Below are 15,383 nucleotides of genomic sequence, written 5' to 3'. Positions count from 1 at the left end.
GGCGGTACCTTTCGCGATCATGGCCTGAATTCGCTCCTGATACCCCCTACCACGCGTTTCACACCTGTCCCGGTATCAACAGGCGTCCACCGGGCGTCCTTCTGTGAGGTGATGGGCCGCACGGGTGTCGAGGAGCAGCGGCACCAGGGCGCGGTACGGCTGGCGCAGCGGGACGAACGCGCCGTCGCGGTCCGGCAGGGCCAGCACCCCGTGCAGCGCCAGCTCGTCCGCGACTCCGGCGTACTGGCCCGGGGTCAGGCGGTACCCGCAGGGCGGGTCCTGGAGCGTCTCGCCGGGCTCGGGCGGGTCGTTGTCGGCGCCGCCCAGGTGGACCGGGCCCCGGTCGCGCAGGCCCGCCAGGCGCGCGGCGGCGGTGGCCCGCTCGATGGCGGTCCGCCGGTCGGCCACATGGGCGAAGAGGCCGTCCAGGGCCGCCAGCTGGCCGTCCACCCGGCGGCGGTTGTTGTGGGCCGGGTCGGCCTTCTCCTCGTCGGTGAGCGGGTCGACCCGGGTCTCGACGAGCAGGCCGACGGCGTGCTTGATGCCGGCGGTGTTGCGCAGGATGCGTTCCTGGCCGTCGCCCGCGACCTGCTTGGCGGGCTCCCCGGTGACGGGGTCGGTCCAGATGCCGTAGACGCCGTGGGTGTGGCCGGCCCGTCCGGCGGCGGGGCGGACGTACGACTCGGAGAGGGTGTGCGCCTCGTCGTGGACCCCCGCGGCGGTGTTGGGGTTGCGCGGCCAGAGCGCCAGGAGGTCCTTGTCGTAGTACGGCGGGGTGGCGCCGTACTCGTGCAGGTCGTACACCACGTCGGGGCGGTGGTCGCGGATCACGGCGGCCACGGCGCGGGCCTCGGCGGTGGCCAGGGTGATGTGGTCGCGGTTGACGTCGACGCCGTCGGCGTTGCCCCGGGTGCCGGCGGCGCGGCCGTCGGGGTTGGCGGAGGGGACGACGAGGACGGTGGTACGGGAGAGGAAGCGGCGGGTGCCGGCGTCCCGGGCGTACGCGAGGTCGCGGACGGTCGACAGGCAGGCCTCCCGGCCCGACGGCTCGTCACCGTGCTGGCTGCACAGCAGGAGCACGGTGCTGGCGCTGGGCGCGGTGGAGATCCGGACGAGCTGGAGCGGGCGGCCCTGGCGCGTGGTGCCGATGCGCGTGAGGGACACGCGGTCGCTCCCCCGGTCGACGTCGGCGAGGAAGCGCTGTTCCTCCGCCTGGGAGGTCCAGCGGGCGCCGTCGCTGGTCTCGAAGCCGGTGCGGGGCGGGCCGCCGTGACCGGTGCCGGCCGACCCGGCGGAGGCACTGGCCGCGACCGGTGCCGACGCGGCGGAGGCTCTGGCCGCTGCCGGTGCCGACGCGGCGGAGGCTCCGGCCGCGGCCGGTGCGTCGAGGACCGCGGGGCTCGCCTGTGCGGCGGGGGTGACGAGCGGGAGGGCCAGCGCGGTGGCGCCGAGGGCCGCGGCGAGGGCGCGCGGAAGGCGGTTCATCGGGTGCTGCCTCCGGGGATCGGCGGTGCGGGGCGCGGCGCGGTGACCCCGGCCGGCGGGCGGGCGGTGCGCGGGTGGGCGGCGGCGGGTGGCACGGCGCCGGCGGTGGCGGTGGCGAACGCCGGTGCGCCGCCGACCAGGGGCAGTGTGGCGGAGGTGCGCCGCAGGTCGAGCGTCAGGGCCGGGCGGGAGGGCGGCGGGTCGATGAGGTGCCGGTCGGTGCCGCCGACGAGGAGGGCCAGGCGGTGGCCGGCCGGGACGACGTGGTCGGCGGCGGCGAGGTCCACCGTGAGGGTGTGCGGCCTGCCGGGCGTGAGCGGGCGGCCCTCGCGGGGGTCGGCCCAGGTGCCGAGGTCGGCCCAGCCGCGGCTGACCACCGTGGCGGTGACGTCCGTGGTGTCGGGCGCGGTCTCCTTGTAGCAGGCGCTGTCGCCGGGGGTGCTCGCGCCCCAGCAGGTGCGGGCGGCCAGGGTGGTGATGCCTTCGCCGGGCGCGCCGTAGTCGCGGATGGTGGCGGGCCCGAGGTCGACCAGCACGGCCGTGAGGTGGGCGCTGGTGGTGGTCGGGGTGACCGTGACGGTGACCGTGGAGGAGCCGGAGAGCCGCAGGTCGCGGGCGAGCGGCCGGGTGAGGAAGCCCGCCTTGGCCGGGGTGGGCTCATCGGCCCGCGCCGCCCAGTCCAGTTCGCCGAGCGCGGGGTCGTCGGTGAACGTCTCCGTGGCGCCCGGCCGGGCCGGGGCGAGGCCCAGCGTGCCGACGCCGGGGGCGGCGCCCGTCCGGGGGCGGAGCGTGGTCGGGGTGGCGGCGCGGGGCGGCCAGACGCGGTCGGTGCTCCACTCGCCGGGGGCGCGCTCGATGTCGGCCATCGGCTCGCGGTCGACGCCGTTGTCGATGCCGAGCAGGTGGTGGTCGAACCAGCGGTGCAGGGTGCGCACCCACTCGGCGCGGCGGAAGTCGAAGGGGTCGACGTGCCCGGCCGACGAGAGCCAGATCTTCCGCTCGACGCCGTGCCGGGCGAGCGCGTCCCACCACTGGCCGGCGTGGTTGGCGCGGACGTTGAGGTCCTGCTGCCCGTGCACGGCGAAGACGCTGGCCCGCACCTTGCGGGCGTCCTTGACGTGGTCGCGCTCCTGCCACAGCGGCGTCCAGTCGCCGCTGCGGGGCGCGCCCTCGGCGAGCCGCCGCTGGACGTGGGCGCAGCGGGCGCGGGCGTCGGGGCTGTTGACGTACGCGGAGAGCCGCTCGGGTCCGGAGTCGTAGAGCGGCGCGCCCTGGGCGAAGTAGTAGTCGTACCAGGAGGAGATGGCGCCGATCGGGACGATGGTCCGCAGCCCCTCGACGCCGGTGGCGGCGACGCCGTTGGCGACGGTGCCGTCCCAGCTCTTGCCGATCATGCCGGTGTCGCCGGTGGACCAGCCGGTGGCGCGGGCGCGTTCGGGGCCGGTGCGGGTGGTGTAGCCGCGGGCGCGGCCGTTCAGCCAGTCGACGACGGCCTTGGCGGACTGGACGTCGGAGCGTCCGCCGACGTCGTCGCACCCGTCGGACCGGCTGGTTCCGGCCAGGTCGACGGCGGCGACGGCGTATCCGCGCGGTACGAAGTAGTTGTCGTAGTACAGCGGGATGTGGACCGGGTCGCCGTTCGTGTCGTACGTCTTGCGCTGGCTCTCGTTGCCGCGTCCGCAGCAGGAGTAGTAGGGGCTGGCGTCCATGATGACCGGGACCCGGTAGCCGTCCCGGCCGGAGGCGCGGGGCCGGACGATGTCGACCGCGACCCGGTCGGTGCGGCCGTCCGCGTCGCCGTCGAGGCCGGTGTCGACCCAGACGGACTCCCGGACGGCGTCGGCGTACGAGTGGACGGGTCTCGACTCCCGTACGGGCGGCGGGGCCGCCTGGGCCCCCGGGGGCGGGACGAGGACGGACAGCAGGGCGGCGGTGGCCGCGGCCGTCGCCACCGCGTTCGGCAGCGGGATCTTCCGCGCACGTATCGGCATGGGCGGACGGTACACGCGTCAACTCCCGTGTGACAGAGGGCAGTACGGGGACGAACACGACAGAGGGGGAGGTCGCGGCGGTGGTGTTCCATGTCGGCCGAATGGCGATCATGTGTCGTTTGCGGCCATGGACATGACGGAGACACACGGTGCTGAATAGCCTGCGAGAGATCTTCCGTCCACACGACTTGGAGAGCTTGACGTGCACCGCAGACTGATCGTCCCGAGCGCTCTGGCGGCCTCCCTCCTGCTGGCGATCCCGGCGTCGGCCGCCGACTACGCGCCGGGCGCCCCGGGTATCGGCGACCCCTACTACCCGGCCAGCGGCAACGGCGGCTACGACGTGTCGCACTACGACCTGCGCCTGACCTACCAGCCGAAGACGGACCTGCTGGAGGGCACGGCGACGATCCTCGCCACCACCACCCAGAACCTGTCCCGCTTCAACCTCGACCTCGGCCTCTCGGTCAGCGAGGTGCGGGTGAACGGCAAGAAGGCGCGGTTCACCGCCACCGGCGACCACGAGCTGGAGGTCACCCCGGCGTCACCACTGCCGAAGAACCGGGCGATATCCGTCGTCGTACGGTACGCGGGCAAGCCGTCCGAGCTGAAGATCGGCGGCTGGACCGCGTGGCACCGCACCCCCGACGGCGGGGTCGCCGCCCAGGAGCCGGACTCCGCCGTCTGGTGGTTCCCGTCCAACGACCACCCGCTGGACAAGGCGACCTTCGACGTCTCGGTCGCCGTGCCGGACGGGACGCAGGCCATCAGCAACGGCGTCCTGACGTCGCAGTCCTCCCGCCTCGGCTGGACGCGCTTCAACTGGCGCTCCGACAAGCCGCAGGCCACGTACCTGGCCACGCTGGCCGTCGGCAAGTTCGACATCACCACCGACAAGACCGACAAGGGCCTGCCCGTCCTCAACGCCTACAGCAAGGACCTCGGCGCCCACGCGGGCGCGGCGCGCGCCAGCATCGAGCGCACGGCGGAGGTCGCGGAGTGGCTGGAGGAGGTCTTCGGCCCGTACCCCTTCAACGCGCTCGGCGGCTACGTCCCCAACGTGCCCAGCGGTTACGCCCTGGAGACGCAGACGCGGCCCTTCTACAGCCCGCGCCAGTTCGCCAACGGGTCCAATGTGTCGGTGGTCGTGCACGAGCTGGCGCACCAGTGGTACGGCGACAGCGTGTCGGTGCACGGCTGGAAGGACATCTGGGTCAACGAGGGCTTCGCTCGCTACAGCCAGTGGCTGTGGTCGGAGAAGGAGGGTGAGGGCACGGCCCAGGAGCTGGCGGACTACGTGTACGCGCAGCACCCGGCCGACGACCCCTTCTGGACGGTCGCGCCCGGCGACCCGGGCCCGGACAAGCAGTTCGACCTCGCCGTGTACGACCGTGGCGCGCTGGCCCTCCAGGCGCTGCGCAACGCCATCGGTGACGAGGACTTCTTCACCCTCCTCAAGGGCTGGCCGGCGGAGCGGGCGTACGGCAACGCCAAGGTGTCCGACTTCGTGAAGTACGCCGAGCGCGTCTCGGGCAAGCCGCTGGCGGAGCTGTTCGACACCTGGCTGTACGAGCCCGCGAAGCCGGCGGCCCCGGCGGCGGCGTCGCCCGCCGCGCGCTCCCGGGCGGCGGCGCCCGCGGCGAAGCCGGCGCAGCCGAAGTCGTGGAAGAAGATCGCCGCGACGAACACGGTCCACGACCACGGCGACCGGGGCCACCACGGCCACTGACCGCGCCCCGCGGGTGCCGCCGGGCCGGGGCGGCACCCGCGTCATACCAACGGATCCCACCGGCAGAGAGCGCTCTCAGAAGATCGGCCGACCGGCTACCCTGCTGCTGTCCGCAGTGTCGCCGCGCCTCCGAGGAGCGCCCTTGTCCCCCATGCCCGAGCCGGCATCCGGCTCCCGTCCCACCCTGGAAGCCGTCGCGGCCCGCGCCGGGGTGTCCCGGGCGACGGTCTCCCGTGTGGTCAACGGGGGCGCCGGGGTCCGCCGGCCCCTCGCCGACAAGGTGCGCCGCGCGGTCGAGGAGCTGGGCTACATACCGAACCAGGCGGCCCGCACGCTGGTGACCCGGCGCACCGGCGCGGTGGCCGTGATCATCGCCGAGCCGGAGTTCCGGGTGTTCTCCGACCCCTTCTTCGAGAAGCAGGTGCGGGGCATCAGCCGGGAGCTGACCGCGCACGACGCGCAGCTCGTGCTGCTGTGGGTCGAGGGGCCCGGCGACCACGAGCGGATCGGGCGCTACCTGGGCGGCGGCCATGTCGACGGCGCGCTCGCCTTCTCGGTGCACAACGACGACGCGCTGCCCTCCGTCATCCGGCGCGCCCATGTGCCGACGGTGTTCGGCGGGCGGCCCGGCTGGCCGGGGGCCGGGGCCCCGGGCGCGCCGGCCGTGCCGTATGTGGACGCGGACAACCGGGGCGGGGCGCGGGCGGCCGTGCGGCACCTGCTGTCGCTGGGGCGCGAGCGCGTCGCGCACATCGCGGGCCCGCCCGACCAGACCTCCGCGATGGACCGGCTCGACGGCTACCGCGACGTCCTGCTGGACGCCGACCCCGGGCTGATCGCGCAGGGTGACTTCACGGAGCGCAGCGGGGCGCGGGCGATGGCCGAACTGCTGGAGCGGCGGCCCGGCCTGGACGCCGTGTTCACGGCCAACGACCTGATGGCGTCGGGCGCGCTGCGGGTGCTGCGGGAGCGGGGGCTGCGGGTGCCCGAGGACGTGGCGCTGGTCGGCTTCGACGACATGACCTCGATCGCGGAGGCCACCGATCCGCCGCTGACCACGGTCCGTCAGGACATCGAGGGCATGGGCCGGCTGATGGTCCGGCTGCTGATGCGGGTGCTGGGCGGTCAGGAGGCCGAGCCCGGGGCGGGCGGCGCCCCGGGCTCGGTGATCACTCCGACGGAACTGGTGCGGCGGGCTTCGGCGTAGGGCCTACGCCTCGGGGGCGCCGCTCAGTGGTACGGGACGACCAGGACCGACCGGTCGGTGCCGGTCTGGAGCCTGGCCGTGCCGGTGCCGATGGCGTGCCACACCTCCAGGCGCACGGTGCCGCCCCTCAGGTCGCCGAGGGTGCCGGTCGCGGCCTTGAGCCCGCGCCCGTGGCCGTACTCCTCCCAGCCGGTCACCGGGTCGGTGGCGAAGTAGTGGTACGTCTCCGTCCGGTCGAAGGTGCCGTCGCCGGTGAGGTCGTAGCTCACCCGGGCCTGCTGGCCGAGGCCCACGGTGGTGCCCGCGTCGACCTGGAGGCGGAAGGCGGTGGCGGCGCCGGGCGTGAGCGTCCCGGTGACGTTCCTCGCCTCGTACACCAGGGGCTGGTGCGGGGTGCCGTCGTGGTTGGCCCCGCCCGCGGAGGCGACGGTGTCGCTGCCCGCCGCCGCGCCGGTCGCGGTGGTGAGGGTGCCGCCGGTGCGGAGCTGGAAGGTGTTTCCGGTGGACGGCCCCGGGTCGCCGGGGTCGCCCGGGTCGGTGCCCGTTCCCGTCCCGGTGGCCGTCGAGCGGGCCGGGACGGTGAGCCTCGCACCGTCGGAGAAGGTGACCGTGCGGGCGGTGGAGCCGTGGTTGTGGGCGGCGTAGGTGCGTACCGCGCCCTTGGTGAAGACGGCCGAGGTGGGGATGTCCCCGGTCACGGTGGCGTCCGGCGCGCCGAGCGCGTCGAGGGTGGTGATCCAGTGGTAGGTGTGCGCCTTCGACTCGCCCGCCTCCGGGGTGTACGCGGCGTGCCCGGCGTCCCACGCGGCCCGGGCGGCGGCGGGGTCGGCGAAGGACCGGAACTCCCAGAGGATGTCGCGCCATTCGGCGGCCGGGCCGCCGTTCTCGCGCTCCATCTCGGCGAGGTTGCGGCGAATCGCCGCCTTGTGCCCGCCCAGGTGCAGGGAACCGCCGGTCACCGGCAGGACGTTGATGCCGTGGATCTCCTCCGGGTTGGCGGTCCACCAGGTGGCGTAGGCGGCGCCGCTCCCCCACACCATCCCGGCGGTGTCGTGCCCGAAGGAGGCCGGGAAGACCTGCTGGTCGGCGTCGAACCAGTACTGGGCGATCGCCTCGGACTCGGTGGTCAGGAGGTAGGCGCCGAGGTCCCGCAGGGCGGTGTCGCCGGTGGCGGCGCCCCACAGGACGAGCCCGGCGCTGAGGTTGGTGGACTCGGACGACGACTCCTGGTTGTTGCCGGCGGCGAAGCCCTGGTGGCCGGAGGCCCAGCTGTGGCCGGCGTACACGTCGAAGCCCCGCAGGAACGGGAAGGCGGTGTCGGTGCGGCTGGGGTTGGCGGCGTCGCGGACGAGGGTCCTGACCATGCCGCCCCACGCGGAGCCGGCGGCCCAGGCCGGGTCGTACTGGGCGACGATCGCGGCGGCGTACACGTAGTAGGAGTAGTGGAAGTGATGGTCGTTCAGTTCGGTGTCGCTGCCGTACGAGGCGGGGTAGCCGGTCAGGGTCTTCCAGGTCCGGTCGTACGAGAACTCGTTGGCGCCGCCCGCGGTGAACCAGTCCTGGAGCCGCCCCTTGATCAGGCCGAGCAGCTTGTCGCGGGTCGCGGTCTCGCCGATCTGCTCGGCCACGGGTACGAGTTGGGCGAGGCGGCCGAGGGCCTTGCCCGTCCAGTAGGTGTCGGTGGCGCCCTGGAAGGGGTCGGCGGCGTTCGCTGCTTCGTTCAGGTATCCGCGCAGCCGGGCGGCGTCGACGCCGGACGACTTCGGCAGCCCGGGCAGGACGGCGGCGGACCGCTGGCTGGTGGTGAAGGTGGTGGACGCCCGGACCTTCATGGTGCCGCGCGGCGAGACATAGGTGTACGGGGTCAGGGCGTCCGTGGTGTGGAGCCACTGGTGCCGGTAGAGGGCCTGAAGGGTGCCGGTCTGGGTGCCCTCCTGGGGCTGGGTGGTGAGCGTGTACGTGGCCCGTACCGTACCGGCGTTGAGGCTCCAGTCGACCCGGGAGCCGGTGACGAAGCTGTACGCGTAGGTCCGGTAGGTGGCCAGCGCGTCTTGTGACGGCAGGACCGCCACCGAGAAGTAGTCCTTGCCGCCGAGGCCGGCCGTCAGGGTGGAGCCGGAGACCGTCCAGTCGGTGCCGGTGGGGGCGAAGAGGGCGTAGTGGTGCCCGGCGACGGTGATGCCGAGGACGTTGCCCTGGTCGGCGAAGAGGGTGGGGGCCGTGGCCGTGGTGATCCGGGCGTCGCCGCCGGTGCCCTTGGCGTACACGAAGGGCGAGCCGTGGCCGATGGTGGTGCGCAGGGTGCGGGCGCCGTCCGACCAGTAGGGGGTGACGGTCCAGTCGGACCAGGCGTCGGCCTTGGTGTCGGGTGAGTTGAGGCCGGTGAGGCCCAGGGTGAGGTCGCGCCGGTGGGCGTACTCGTACTGCCGTCCGTCGCCCGTGATCACGGGGATGGTCGGGTAGCCGATGTCGAGGCCCGAGGCGGTGGCCTGGTAGGTGAGGGGGTGGCCGTACATGGGGGTGGACCAGGGGTTGTCGCCGTAGCGCTGGAAGGCGAGGGAGGACCACCAGTCGTTGGTGGGCACCGGCCGGCCCTGGGCGGCGGGGGTGAGCTTGGGGGTGACGGGTGTGCCGGTGTGGGTGGTGGGGCCGGAGGTGCCGGGCGGGCGGGTGTCGGAGTAACTCCCGGCGCCCACCGGGACGGTGGCGGCCTCGGCGGGGGTGGCGGCGGTCGCGGTGAGGCCGAACGCGGCCAGGGCGGTGACGAGGAGGAGGGCGGCGGGGCGGGAAGCTCTTCGGGGGGTGGGCCGGGTGCGGGGGGATGGCATGGCGGCACCTCGTGGGAGGGGTGGAGGAGCGTTCGGAGAGCGCTCTCAGATGCCCTGGAACGTAAAACTCCTGAAACGAGGCTGTCAATACGCCGTCAATACAGAGCGCGTGGGCGGAAGTTGCCTCCCGGAGCCGTTGTTATGCGTTCGAGTCTTGACGGGGCCGAGCAGGTCGGGCACGCTCCAGGCACCTCGTTCTGAGAGCGCTCTCACTCCGTACCGCTTCAGCTCCTCGATCGCCCTATCGCATTGATCTTCTTCAGCTCCTTCAGCTCCTTCAGCTCCTTCATCCGCTTGAGCCAGCCGGCCCCGCTCGTCCCGTTCGCTGCCGGGGCGCCGGTCCGATGCCCAGGGAGGCCCCCATGCCCTACGTCAGAGCCGCCACCGTCCGGAGGGCGTTCACCCGGAGGACGTCCGGCCGCGGGGCCACCGTCCGGCTCGGTGCGCTCGCGCTCGCCGGCGCCCTGCTCGCCGGCTGCGGCTCCGGCCCCTCCGACGGGGCGTCCGGCGGCGGCGTCACCCTGACCGTGGACCTCTTCGGCTCGTTCGGCTACAAGGAGGCGGGGCTGTACGCCGAGTACGAGAAGCTGCACCCGGGCGTCACCATCAAGCAGACGGACACCGAGGACGAGCAGGACTACTGGAAGTCCCTCCAGACCCGGCTCGCCGGCGGGGGCGGACTCGCCGACGTCCAGGCCATCGAGGTCGGGCGCATCGCGTCGGTCACCCAGCGGCAGGCGGACAAGTTCGAGGACCTGACGCGGTACGGCGCGGATGCGCTGAAGGGCGAGTTCGCCGAGGCCAAGTGGTCGGCGGCCACCACCGGGGACGGCCGGGTGCTGGGGCTCGGCACCGACGTCGGCCCCGAGGCGATGTGCTACCGCACGGACCTGCTGCGGCAGGCGGGCCTGCCGACCGACCGCGAGGTCCTGGCCCGCACGTGGGCCACCTGGGACGGCTATCTGGAGCTGGGCAAGCAGTACAAGGCCAAGGCCCCCGCCAAGAGCGCCTGGCTGGACAGCGTGGGCAGCCTGTTCACCATCATGATCGGGCAGGAGGAGGAGCGGTACTACGACGCCTCGGGCACGCTGATCTACGACTCCAACCCCGCCGTCGAGAACGCCTGGAACGCCTCGACCGAGGCCGCCGCCGCGGGCCTGAGCGCCAAGCTGGACCAGTGGTCCCCGCAGTGGAACCAGGCGTTCGCCGCCGGGTCGTTCGCCACAATCCCCTGCCCCGCCTGGATGCTCGGCTACATCAAGGGCCAGGCCGGGGACGCCGGCAAGGGCAAGTGGGACATCGCCAGGCTGCCGGGCGGCGCCGGGAACTGGGGCGGCTCGTACCTGAGCGTCCCCCGCGCGGCGAAGCACAAGAAGGAGGCGTACGAGCTGATCAAGTGGCTCACGGCGCCGGAGCAGCAGGCCCGGCTCTTCGAGAAGCAGGGCAACTTCCCCTCCTCCACGGGCGCCATCGCCAAGGTGGCCGGCGCCAAGGACCCGTACTTCTCCGGCGCCCCCATCGGCCGGATCTTCGGTGACGCCGCCAAGGCGGCCCCGGTGCAGGTGCTGGGCGTCCACGACAAGAACGTGGCGGATCAGATCACCAACGCGCTGAGCGAGGTGGAGCGGAAGGGGACGGCGCCGGACAAGGCGTGGTCCAACGCGAGGAAGGGCGTGGAGAACGTCACGGGCTGACGTTCCCCGGCCTCCACCCTCCCACCCTCGCCCTGGCTCTCGTTCATCCGTCCAACGACCCCTGAAGGGCCGCACCGTGACCCTCACCGCTCCGGCCGGGACGGCGGCGCGCCGCGCGTGGCGGGCCGCCTCGCCGTACGCGTTCCTGGCCCCGTTCTTCACGCTGTTCGCCGCGTTCGGCCTCTTCCCGCTGCTCTACACGGCGTTCGTGTCGCTCTACCGTGTCGAGCTCCAGACCCCGGGCGACATGGAGTGGCGCGGCCTCGGCAACTACGCCGCGCTGTTCACCGACGAGTACTTCTGGATCTCGTTGCGCAACACCTTCACCATCGGGGTCCTCTCGACGGTGCCGCAGCTGGTGATGGCTCTCGGGCTGGCGCACCTGCTGAACTACCGGCTGCGCGGGCGGACCTTCTTCCGGACGGCGATGCTGTTGCCGTACGCGACCTCGGTGGCCGCCGCGACGCTGGTCTTCGCGCAGCTCTTCGGCCGGGACTTCGGGCTGGTGAACTACGTGCTGGGGCTGGCCGGCGTCGGGCCGGTGGACTGGCAGACCAACACCGTCGCCTCGCAGATCGCCGTGTCGACGATCGTCGTCTGGCGGTGGACCGGCTACAACGCGCTGATCTATCTGGCGGGGATGCAGTCCATCCCGGGCGAGCTCTACGAGGCGGCCGAGATGGACGGCGCGTCGCGGTGGCGGCAGTTCCTGCACGTCACGCTGCCCGGGCTGCGGCCCACGATCGTCTTCACGGCCGTGGTGTCCACGATCGGCGCCACCCAGCTGTTCGGCGAGCCGCTGCTGTTCGAGGGGTCGATCTCGGGCGGGATCTCGCACCAGTACCAGACGCTGGGGCTGTACCTGTACGAGCAGGGCTGGGGCTTCTTCCACCTGGGGCGGGCCGCCGCCATCGCCTGGGTGATGTTCCTGCTGATCCTGGTGCTGGTGGGGGTCAACGCCCTGATCGCGCGCCGCCGTACGCGGAAGGAGGCGGGCCGATGAGCGCGCGCCGCGCCGGGGGCACCCTGCACGGGGGCCGGGTCGCGTACGCGATCCTCGTCGTCGCCGTGCTGGTGTCGGCCTTCCCGTTCTACTGGACCCTTGTCGCCGCGAGCCGCTCGAACGCGGAGCTGGCGAAGGTGCCGCCGTCGCTCCTGCCGGGGCCGAACCTGCTCCGGAACATCGAGGCGGTGGTGGAGGAGGCCGACATCGGGACGGCCCTGCTGAACTCGCTGATCGTGTCGGGGTCGATCACCGTCGGCACGGTGCTGTGCTGCACGCTCGCCGGGTTCGCCTTCGCCAAGCTGCGCTTCCGGGGCCGGGGGGCGCTGCTGGCGGTGACGGTGGGGACGATGATGATCCCGCCGCAGCTCGGGGTGATCCCGCTGTTCATGCTGATCGCCGAGCTGGAGTGGGTGAACCAGCTGCAGTCGGTGATCCTGCCGGGTCTGGTGTCGGCGTTCGGGGTGTTCTTCATGCGGCAGTTCCTGGTCCAGGCGCTGCCGGACGAGCTGATCGAGGCGGCGCGGGTGGACGGCGCGTCCCCGGCGCGGATCTTCTGGTCGGTGGTGGTGCCGATCGCCCGGCCCGGTATGGCGGTGCTGGGGCTGCTGACCTTCATGGCGGCGTGGAACGACTTCTTCTGGCCCATCGTCGCGCTGTCCTCGCAGAATCCCACGGTGCAGGTGGCACTGCGCCAGTTGGGCGGTGGTTACGTCCACGACCAGTCGGTGATCATGGCGGGCACCCTGCTGGGGACGCTGCCCGTGCTATTGGTGTTCGGACTGCTCGGGCGGCAGATCGTCGGCGGCATCATGCAGGGCGCGGTCAAGGGCTGACGGCACGCGCCCCCTGTCCACCGGGGCCGCGGGGTCTCCGGGGCTCGTGGAGCCTCGGGTCCTCGTGGGTCCACGGGGCCTGCGGGGCTTCCCGCTCTCACAGGCCCCTTCCCGGGCTCCGGGCCCTCGCGCCCCGGAATTCTCCAGGTCCTGATCCTCTTCGCGTTGGGAGTCTCCCGCTCATGACCGAGCTCATCTTCCCGGCCGGTTTCCGCTGGGGTACGGCGACGGCCGCGTACCAGATCGAGGGTGCCGCGGGCGAGGACGGCCGGACGCCGTCCGTCTGGGACACGTTCAGCCGGGCGCCGGGCCGGGTCCGCAACGGCGACACCGGTGACATCGCCGCCGACCACTACCACCGCATGGCCGACGACGTCGCGCTGATGAAGGACCTGGGGGTGACGGACTACCGGTTCTCGGTGGCGTGGCCGCGGGTGCAGCCGGGCGGGCGGGGGCCGGCCAACCAGAAGGGGCTGGACTTCTACCGGCGGCTCGTCGACGAGCTGCGGGCCGCCGACATCCGGCCGGTCGCCACCCTCTACCACTGGGACCTGCCGCAGGAGCTGGAGGAGGCGGGCGGCTGGCCGCACCGGGACACCGCCGGGCGGTTCGCGGAGTACGCGGGCCTGGTCGCCGGGGCGCTGGGCGACCGGGTGGCCACCTGGACGACGCTGAACGAGCCGTGGTGCGTGGCGTTCCTCGGGTACGCGGCGGGGGTCCACGCCCCGGGCCGTACGGACGCCGCCGCGGCGCTGCGGGCGGCGCACCATCTGAACCTGGCGCACGGGCGGGCCGTGGCGGTGCTGCGCGGGGCGGTGCCGGCGTCGGCGGAGGTGTCGCTGACGCTGAACACCCACGCGGTACGCCCGCTGTCGGCGGACCAGGCGGACCGGGAGGCGGCGCGGCGGGTGGACGCGATGGGGAACCGGATCTTCCTGGACCCGGTGTTCCACGGCCGGCTTCCGGCGGATCTGGTGGCGGACACGGCGGCGCTGACGGACTGGTCGTTCGTCCGGGACGGGGACCTGGAGGCGATCGCCGCGCCGGTGGACTCGCTGGGGGTCAACTACTACTCCCCCACGGTGGTCGCGGCGGGGTCCTGCGAGGCCCCGTCGCCGTGGCCGGGCGCCGAGCCCCATGTGCGTTTCGTGCCGGCGCCGGGGCCGCGCACCGCGATGGACTGGCCGGTGGACGCGGACGGGCTGTACGAGGTGCTGACCCGGCTGCGGGACGACCTGCCGGGGGTGCCGCTGATGGTGACCGAGAACGGCGCGGCGTACGACGACTACGCCGACCCCTCGGGCGAGGTGCACGACCCGGAGCGGGTGGCCTACCTGCACGCCCATGTGACGGCGGTGCACCGGGCGCTCACCGACGGGGCGGACGTGCGGGGCTACTTCCTGTGGTCGCTGCTGGACAACTTCGAGTGGGCGTACGGCTACGGGAAGCGGTTCGGCATCGTGCACGTGGACTTCGCCTCGCAGCGCCGTACGCCGAAGGACAGTGCGCGCTGGTACGCGGACGTCATCGCCCGGGGCGGGCCGCGCGGGTGAGCCGGAGCTGCTCCCGGTGCCGGCGGCGGGCCCGGCGGGCGAGCGGGAGGTAGCGCAGCCGCTCGGGGAGGGCGGGTACGACGAGCCGTACGACCCGCCCGAAGCGCCGCAGGCGGCGTTCCTGCGCGTCGGTCCACTCCAGCCCGATGGCCTCGCGCGCGTCCGGGGGCATCAGCCCGACGGTGAGGAAGCGGCGCACCCGGGCGAAGGCCGGGACCACCACCGGCCACAGGGCCCGCAGCAGGAGCCGCGCGGGCAGCGGGCCCCGGTCGAACGGGGGCAGCGGGCCGTCGGCCGCGACCAGCTCGCGGGCGACCGCCGTGGCCTCGACCTCCTCGGCGAGCATCCGGCGGTAGTAGGGCCAGAACTCCTCGATCGTCGGGGGCATGTCCCGGTCGCGTATCCCGAGGATGCGGCCGACCTGGAGCCACTCCGCGTACAGCTGCCGCTCCTGGGCCTCAGTGAGGGGGCGGATCAGGTAGCGCGCGGCGTGGTGGTAGACGGGGAAGCCGGTGGCGTGGACCCAGGCGTAGTGGGCGGGGGTGAGCGCGTGGTAGCGGCGGCCCCGGGTGTCGGTGCCGCTGATGGTGGCGTGCAGGGCGCGCAGCCGGCGCCCTTCCGCGGCGGCGGCCTCGCCTCCGTACACCCAGAGCTGGACCGAGCGCAGGGAGCGCTCGCCGCGGCCCCAGGGGTCGGTGCGGAACACGGAGTGTTCGTCGACGCCGGCGCCGACGGCGGGGTGGGCGACCTGGAGGGTGAAGGCGGCGGGCAGCATCATCAGGCCCCGGATGTCTCCGGCGAGGGTCCAGAGCACGCCGCCGGGCGGGGGCGGTGCGGGATCCCGCGGGGTGCGGTCGTGCGGCGCGTGATCGTGCGGCACGTCGTGCGGCGCGTGGTCGTGCGGCGCGTGATCGTGGTGGGCGGGCCGCTTGCTGCTCATGATCCCATTATCCGCCCCCGGAGGTGGTGGTCGGCGAGGGTGCCCGGCGGCGGATTTCGCTTCGCCCAATGGCTACCGGGAGGTAACCCCGGGCTGCTTGGATGTGCGGCGCCAAGG

The 15,383-nt window shown here is 73.5% G+C and carries 10 protein-coding genes; 6 read left to right on the top strand and 4 right to left on the bottom strand.

Going from position 1 to position 15,383, the window contains the following annotated elements; all coding sequences use genetic code 11:
• Nucleotides 1–75: 75 nt before the first annotated feature.
• Nucleotides 76–1,485: a M14 family zinc carboxypeptidase gene (locus ACF08D_RS03795; protein ID WP_392220879.1), complete on the bottom strand. Its 1,410-nt coding sequence runs from the start codon at nucleotides 1,483–1,485 to the stop codon at nucleotides 76–78.
• Nucleotides 1,482–3,476 carry a Xaa-Pro dipeptidyl-peptidase gene (locus tag ACF08D_RS03790; RefSeq protein ID WP_392220878.1) on the bottom strand — a complete coding sequence of 665 codons (1,995 nt, stop codon included), beginning with the start codon at nucleotides 3,474–3,476 and terminating at the stop codon, nucleotides 1,482–1,484. The genes ACF08D_RS03795 and ACF08D_RS03790 overlap by 4 nt, the downstream gene beginning before the upstream one ends.
• A gap of 202 nt (nucleotides 3,477–3,678) precedes the next feature.
• Between ACF08D_RS03790 and ACF08D_RS03785 the strand changes: the two genes are divergently transcribed.
• On the top strand, nucleotides 3,679–5,205 hold the full coding sequence (locus tag ACF08D_RS03785; protein WP_392220877.1) for a M1 family metallopeptidase: 1,527 nt from the start codon (nucleotides 3,679–3,681) through the stop codon (nucleotides 5,203–5,205).
• A gap of 151 nt (nucleotides 5,206–5,356) precedes the next feature.
• Nucleotides 5,357–6,412 carry a LacI family DNA-binding transcriptional regulator gene (locus tag ACF08D_RS03780; protein ID WP_392220876.1) on the top strand — a complete coding sequence of 352 codons (1,056 nt, stop codon included), beginning with the start codon at nucleotides 5,357–5,359 and terminating at the stop codon, nucleotides 6,410–6,412.
• 23 nt (nucleotides 6,413–6,435) lie between these two features.
• Here ACF08D_RS03780 and ACF08D_RS03775 read toward each other — a convergent pair whose 3' ends face one another.
• On the bottom strand, nucleotides 6,436–9,240 hold the full coding sequence (locus tag ACF08D_RS03775) for a glycosyl hydrolase (RefSeq protein ID WP_392220875.1): 2,805 nt from the start codon (nucleotides 9,238–9,240) through the stop codon (nucleotides 6,436–6,438).
• A gap of 362 nt (nucleotides 9,241–9,602) precedes the next feature.
• Here ACF08D_RS03775 and ACF08D_RS03770 point away from each other — a divergent pair, with 362 nt between their 5' ends.
• From ACF08D_RS03770 to ACF08D_RS03755, 4 genes are all read left to right on the top strand, one after another.
• Entirely contained in the window at nucleotides 9,603–10,934 is a 1,332-nt protein-coding gene (locus ACF08D_RS03770; RefSeq protein WP_392220874.1) for an ABC transporter substrate-binding protein, read from the top strand.
• A 61-nt stretch (nucleotides 10,935–10,995) separates the two neighbouring features.
• Nucleotides 10,996–11,937: a carbohydrate ABC transporter permease gene (locus tag ACF08D_RS03765; RefSeq protein ID WP_392221207.1), complete on the top strand. Its 942-nt coding sequence runs from the start codon at nucleotides 10,996–10,998 to the stop codon at nucleotides 11,935–11,937.
• Complete coding sequence (locus ACF08D_RS03760; RefSeq protein WP_392220873.1) at nucleotides 11,934–12,773, top strand: carbohydrate ABC transporter permease; 840 nt, start codon at nucleotides 11,934–11,936, stop codon at nucleotides 12,771–12,773. The genes ACF08D_RS03765 and ACF08D_RS03760 overlap by 4 nt, the downstream gene beginning before the upstream one ends.
• A 182-nt stretch (nucleotides 12,774–12,955) precedes the next feature.
• Nucleotides 12,956–14,326 (top strand): GH1 family beta-glucosidase, encoded by a 1,371-nt coding sequence (locus ACF08D_RS03755; protein WP_392220872.1) that lies wholly within the window; start codon nucleotides 12,956–12,958, stop codon nucleotides 14,324–14,326.
• On the opposite strand, the gene ACF08D_RS03750 is transcribed toward ACF08D_RS03755, so the two are convergent.
• A complete protein-coding gene (locus ACF08D_RS03750) occupies nucleotides 14,298–15,266 on the bottom strand; it encodes an oxygenase MpaB family protein (protein WP_392220871.1) in 969 nt (322 codons plus the stop codon). The two genes, ACF08D_RS03755 and ACF08D_RS03750, sit on opposite strands and share 29 nt — an antisense overlap.
• Nucleotides 15,267–15,383 lie beyond the last annotated feature (117 nt).

The sequence above is a fragment of the Streptomyces sp. NPDC015131 genome, assembly GCF_043079975.1.
In the GTDB taxonomy this organism is placed as follows: Bacteria; Actinomycetota; Actinomycetes; order Streptomycetales; family Streptomycetaceae; genus Streptomyces.
The sequence above is the reverse complement of the archived record's forward strand: the minus strand, read 5'-3'. Positions and strand labels throughout refer to the sequence as shown.

Coding starts and splice junctions, on each gene's coding strand:
- ACF08D_RS03795 (WP_392220879.1), bottom strand. CDS start 1,485: ATGAACCGCCTTCCGCGCGCCCTCGCCGCGGCCCTCGGCGCCACCGCG.
- ACF08D_RS03790 (WP_392220878.1), bottom strand. CDS start 3,476: ATGCCGATACGTGCGCGGAAGATCCCGCTGCCGAACGCGGTGGCGACG.
- ACF08D_RS03780 (WP_392220876.1), top strand. CDS start 5,357: ATGCCCGAGCCGGCATCCGGCTCCCGTCCCACCCTGGAAGCCGTCGCG.
- ACF08D_RS03775 (WP_392220875.1), bottom strand. CDS start 9,240: ATGCCATCCCCCCGCACCCGGCCCACCCCCCGAAGAGCTTCCCGCCCC.
- ACF08D_RS03770 (WP_392220874.1), top strand. CDS start 9,603: ATGCCCTACGTCAGAGCCGCCACCGTCCGGAGGGCGTTCACCCGGAGG.
- ACF08D_RS03760 (WP_392220873.1), top strand. CDS start 11,934: ATGAGCGCGCGCCGCGCCGGGGGCACCCTGCACGGGGGCCGGGTCGCG.
- ACF08D_RS03755 (WP_392220872.1), top strand. CDS start 12,956: ATGACCGAGCTCATCTTCCCGGCCGGTTTCCGCTGGGGTACGGCGACG.
- ACF08D_RS03750 (WP_392220871.1), bottom strand. CDS start 15,266: ATGAGCAGCAAGCGGCCCGCCCACCACGATCACGCGCCGCACGACCAC.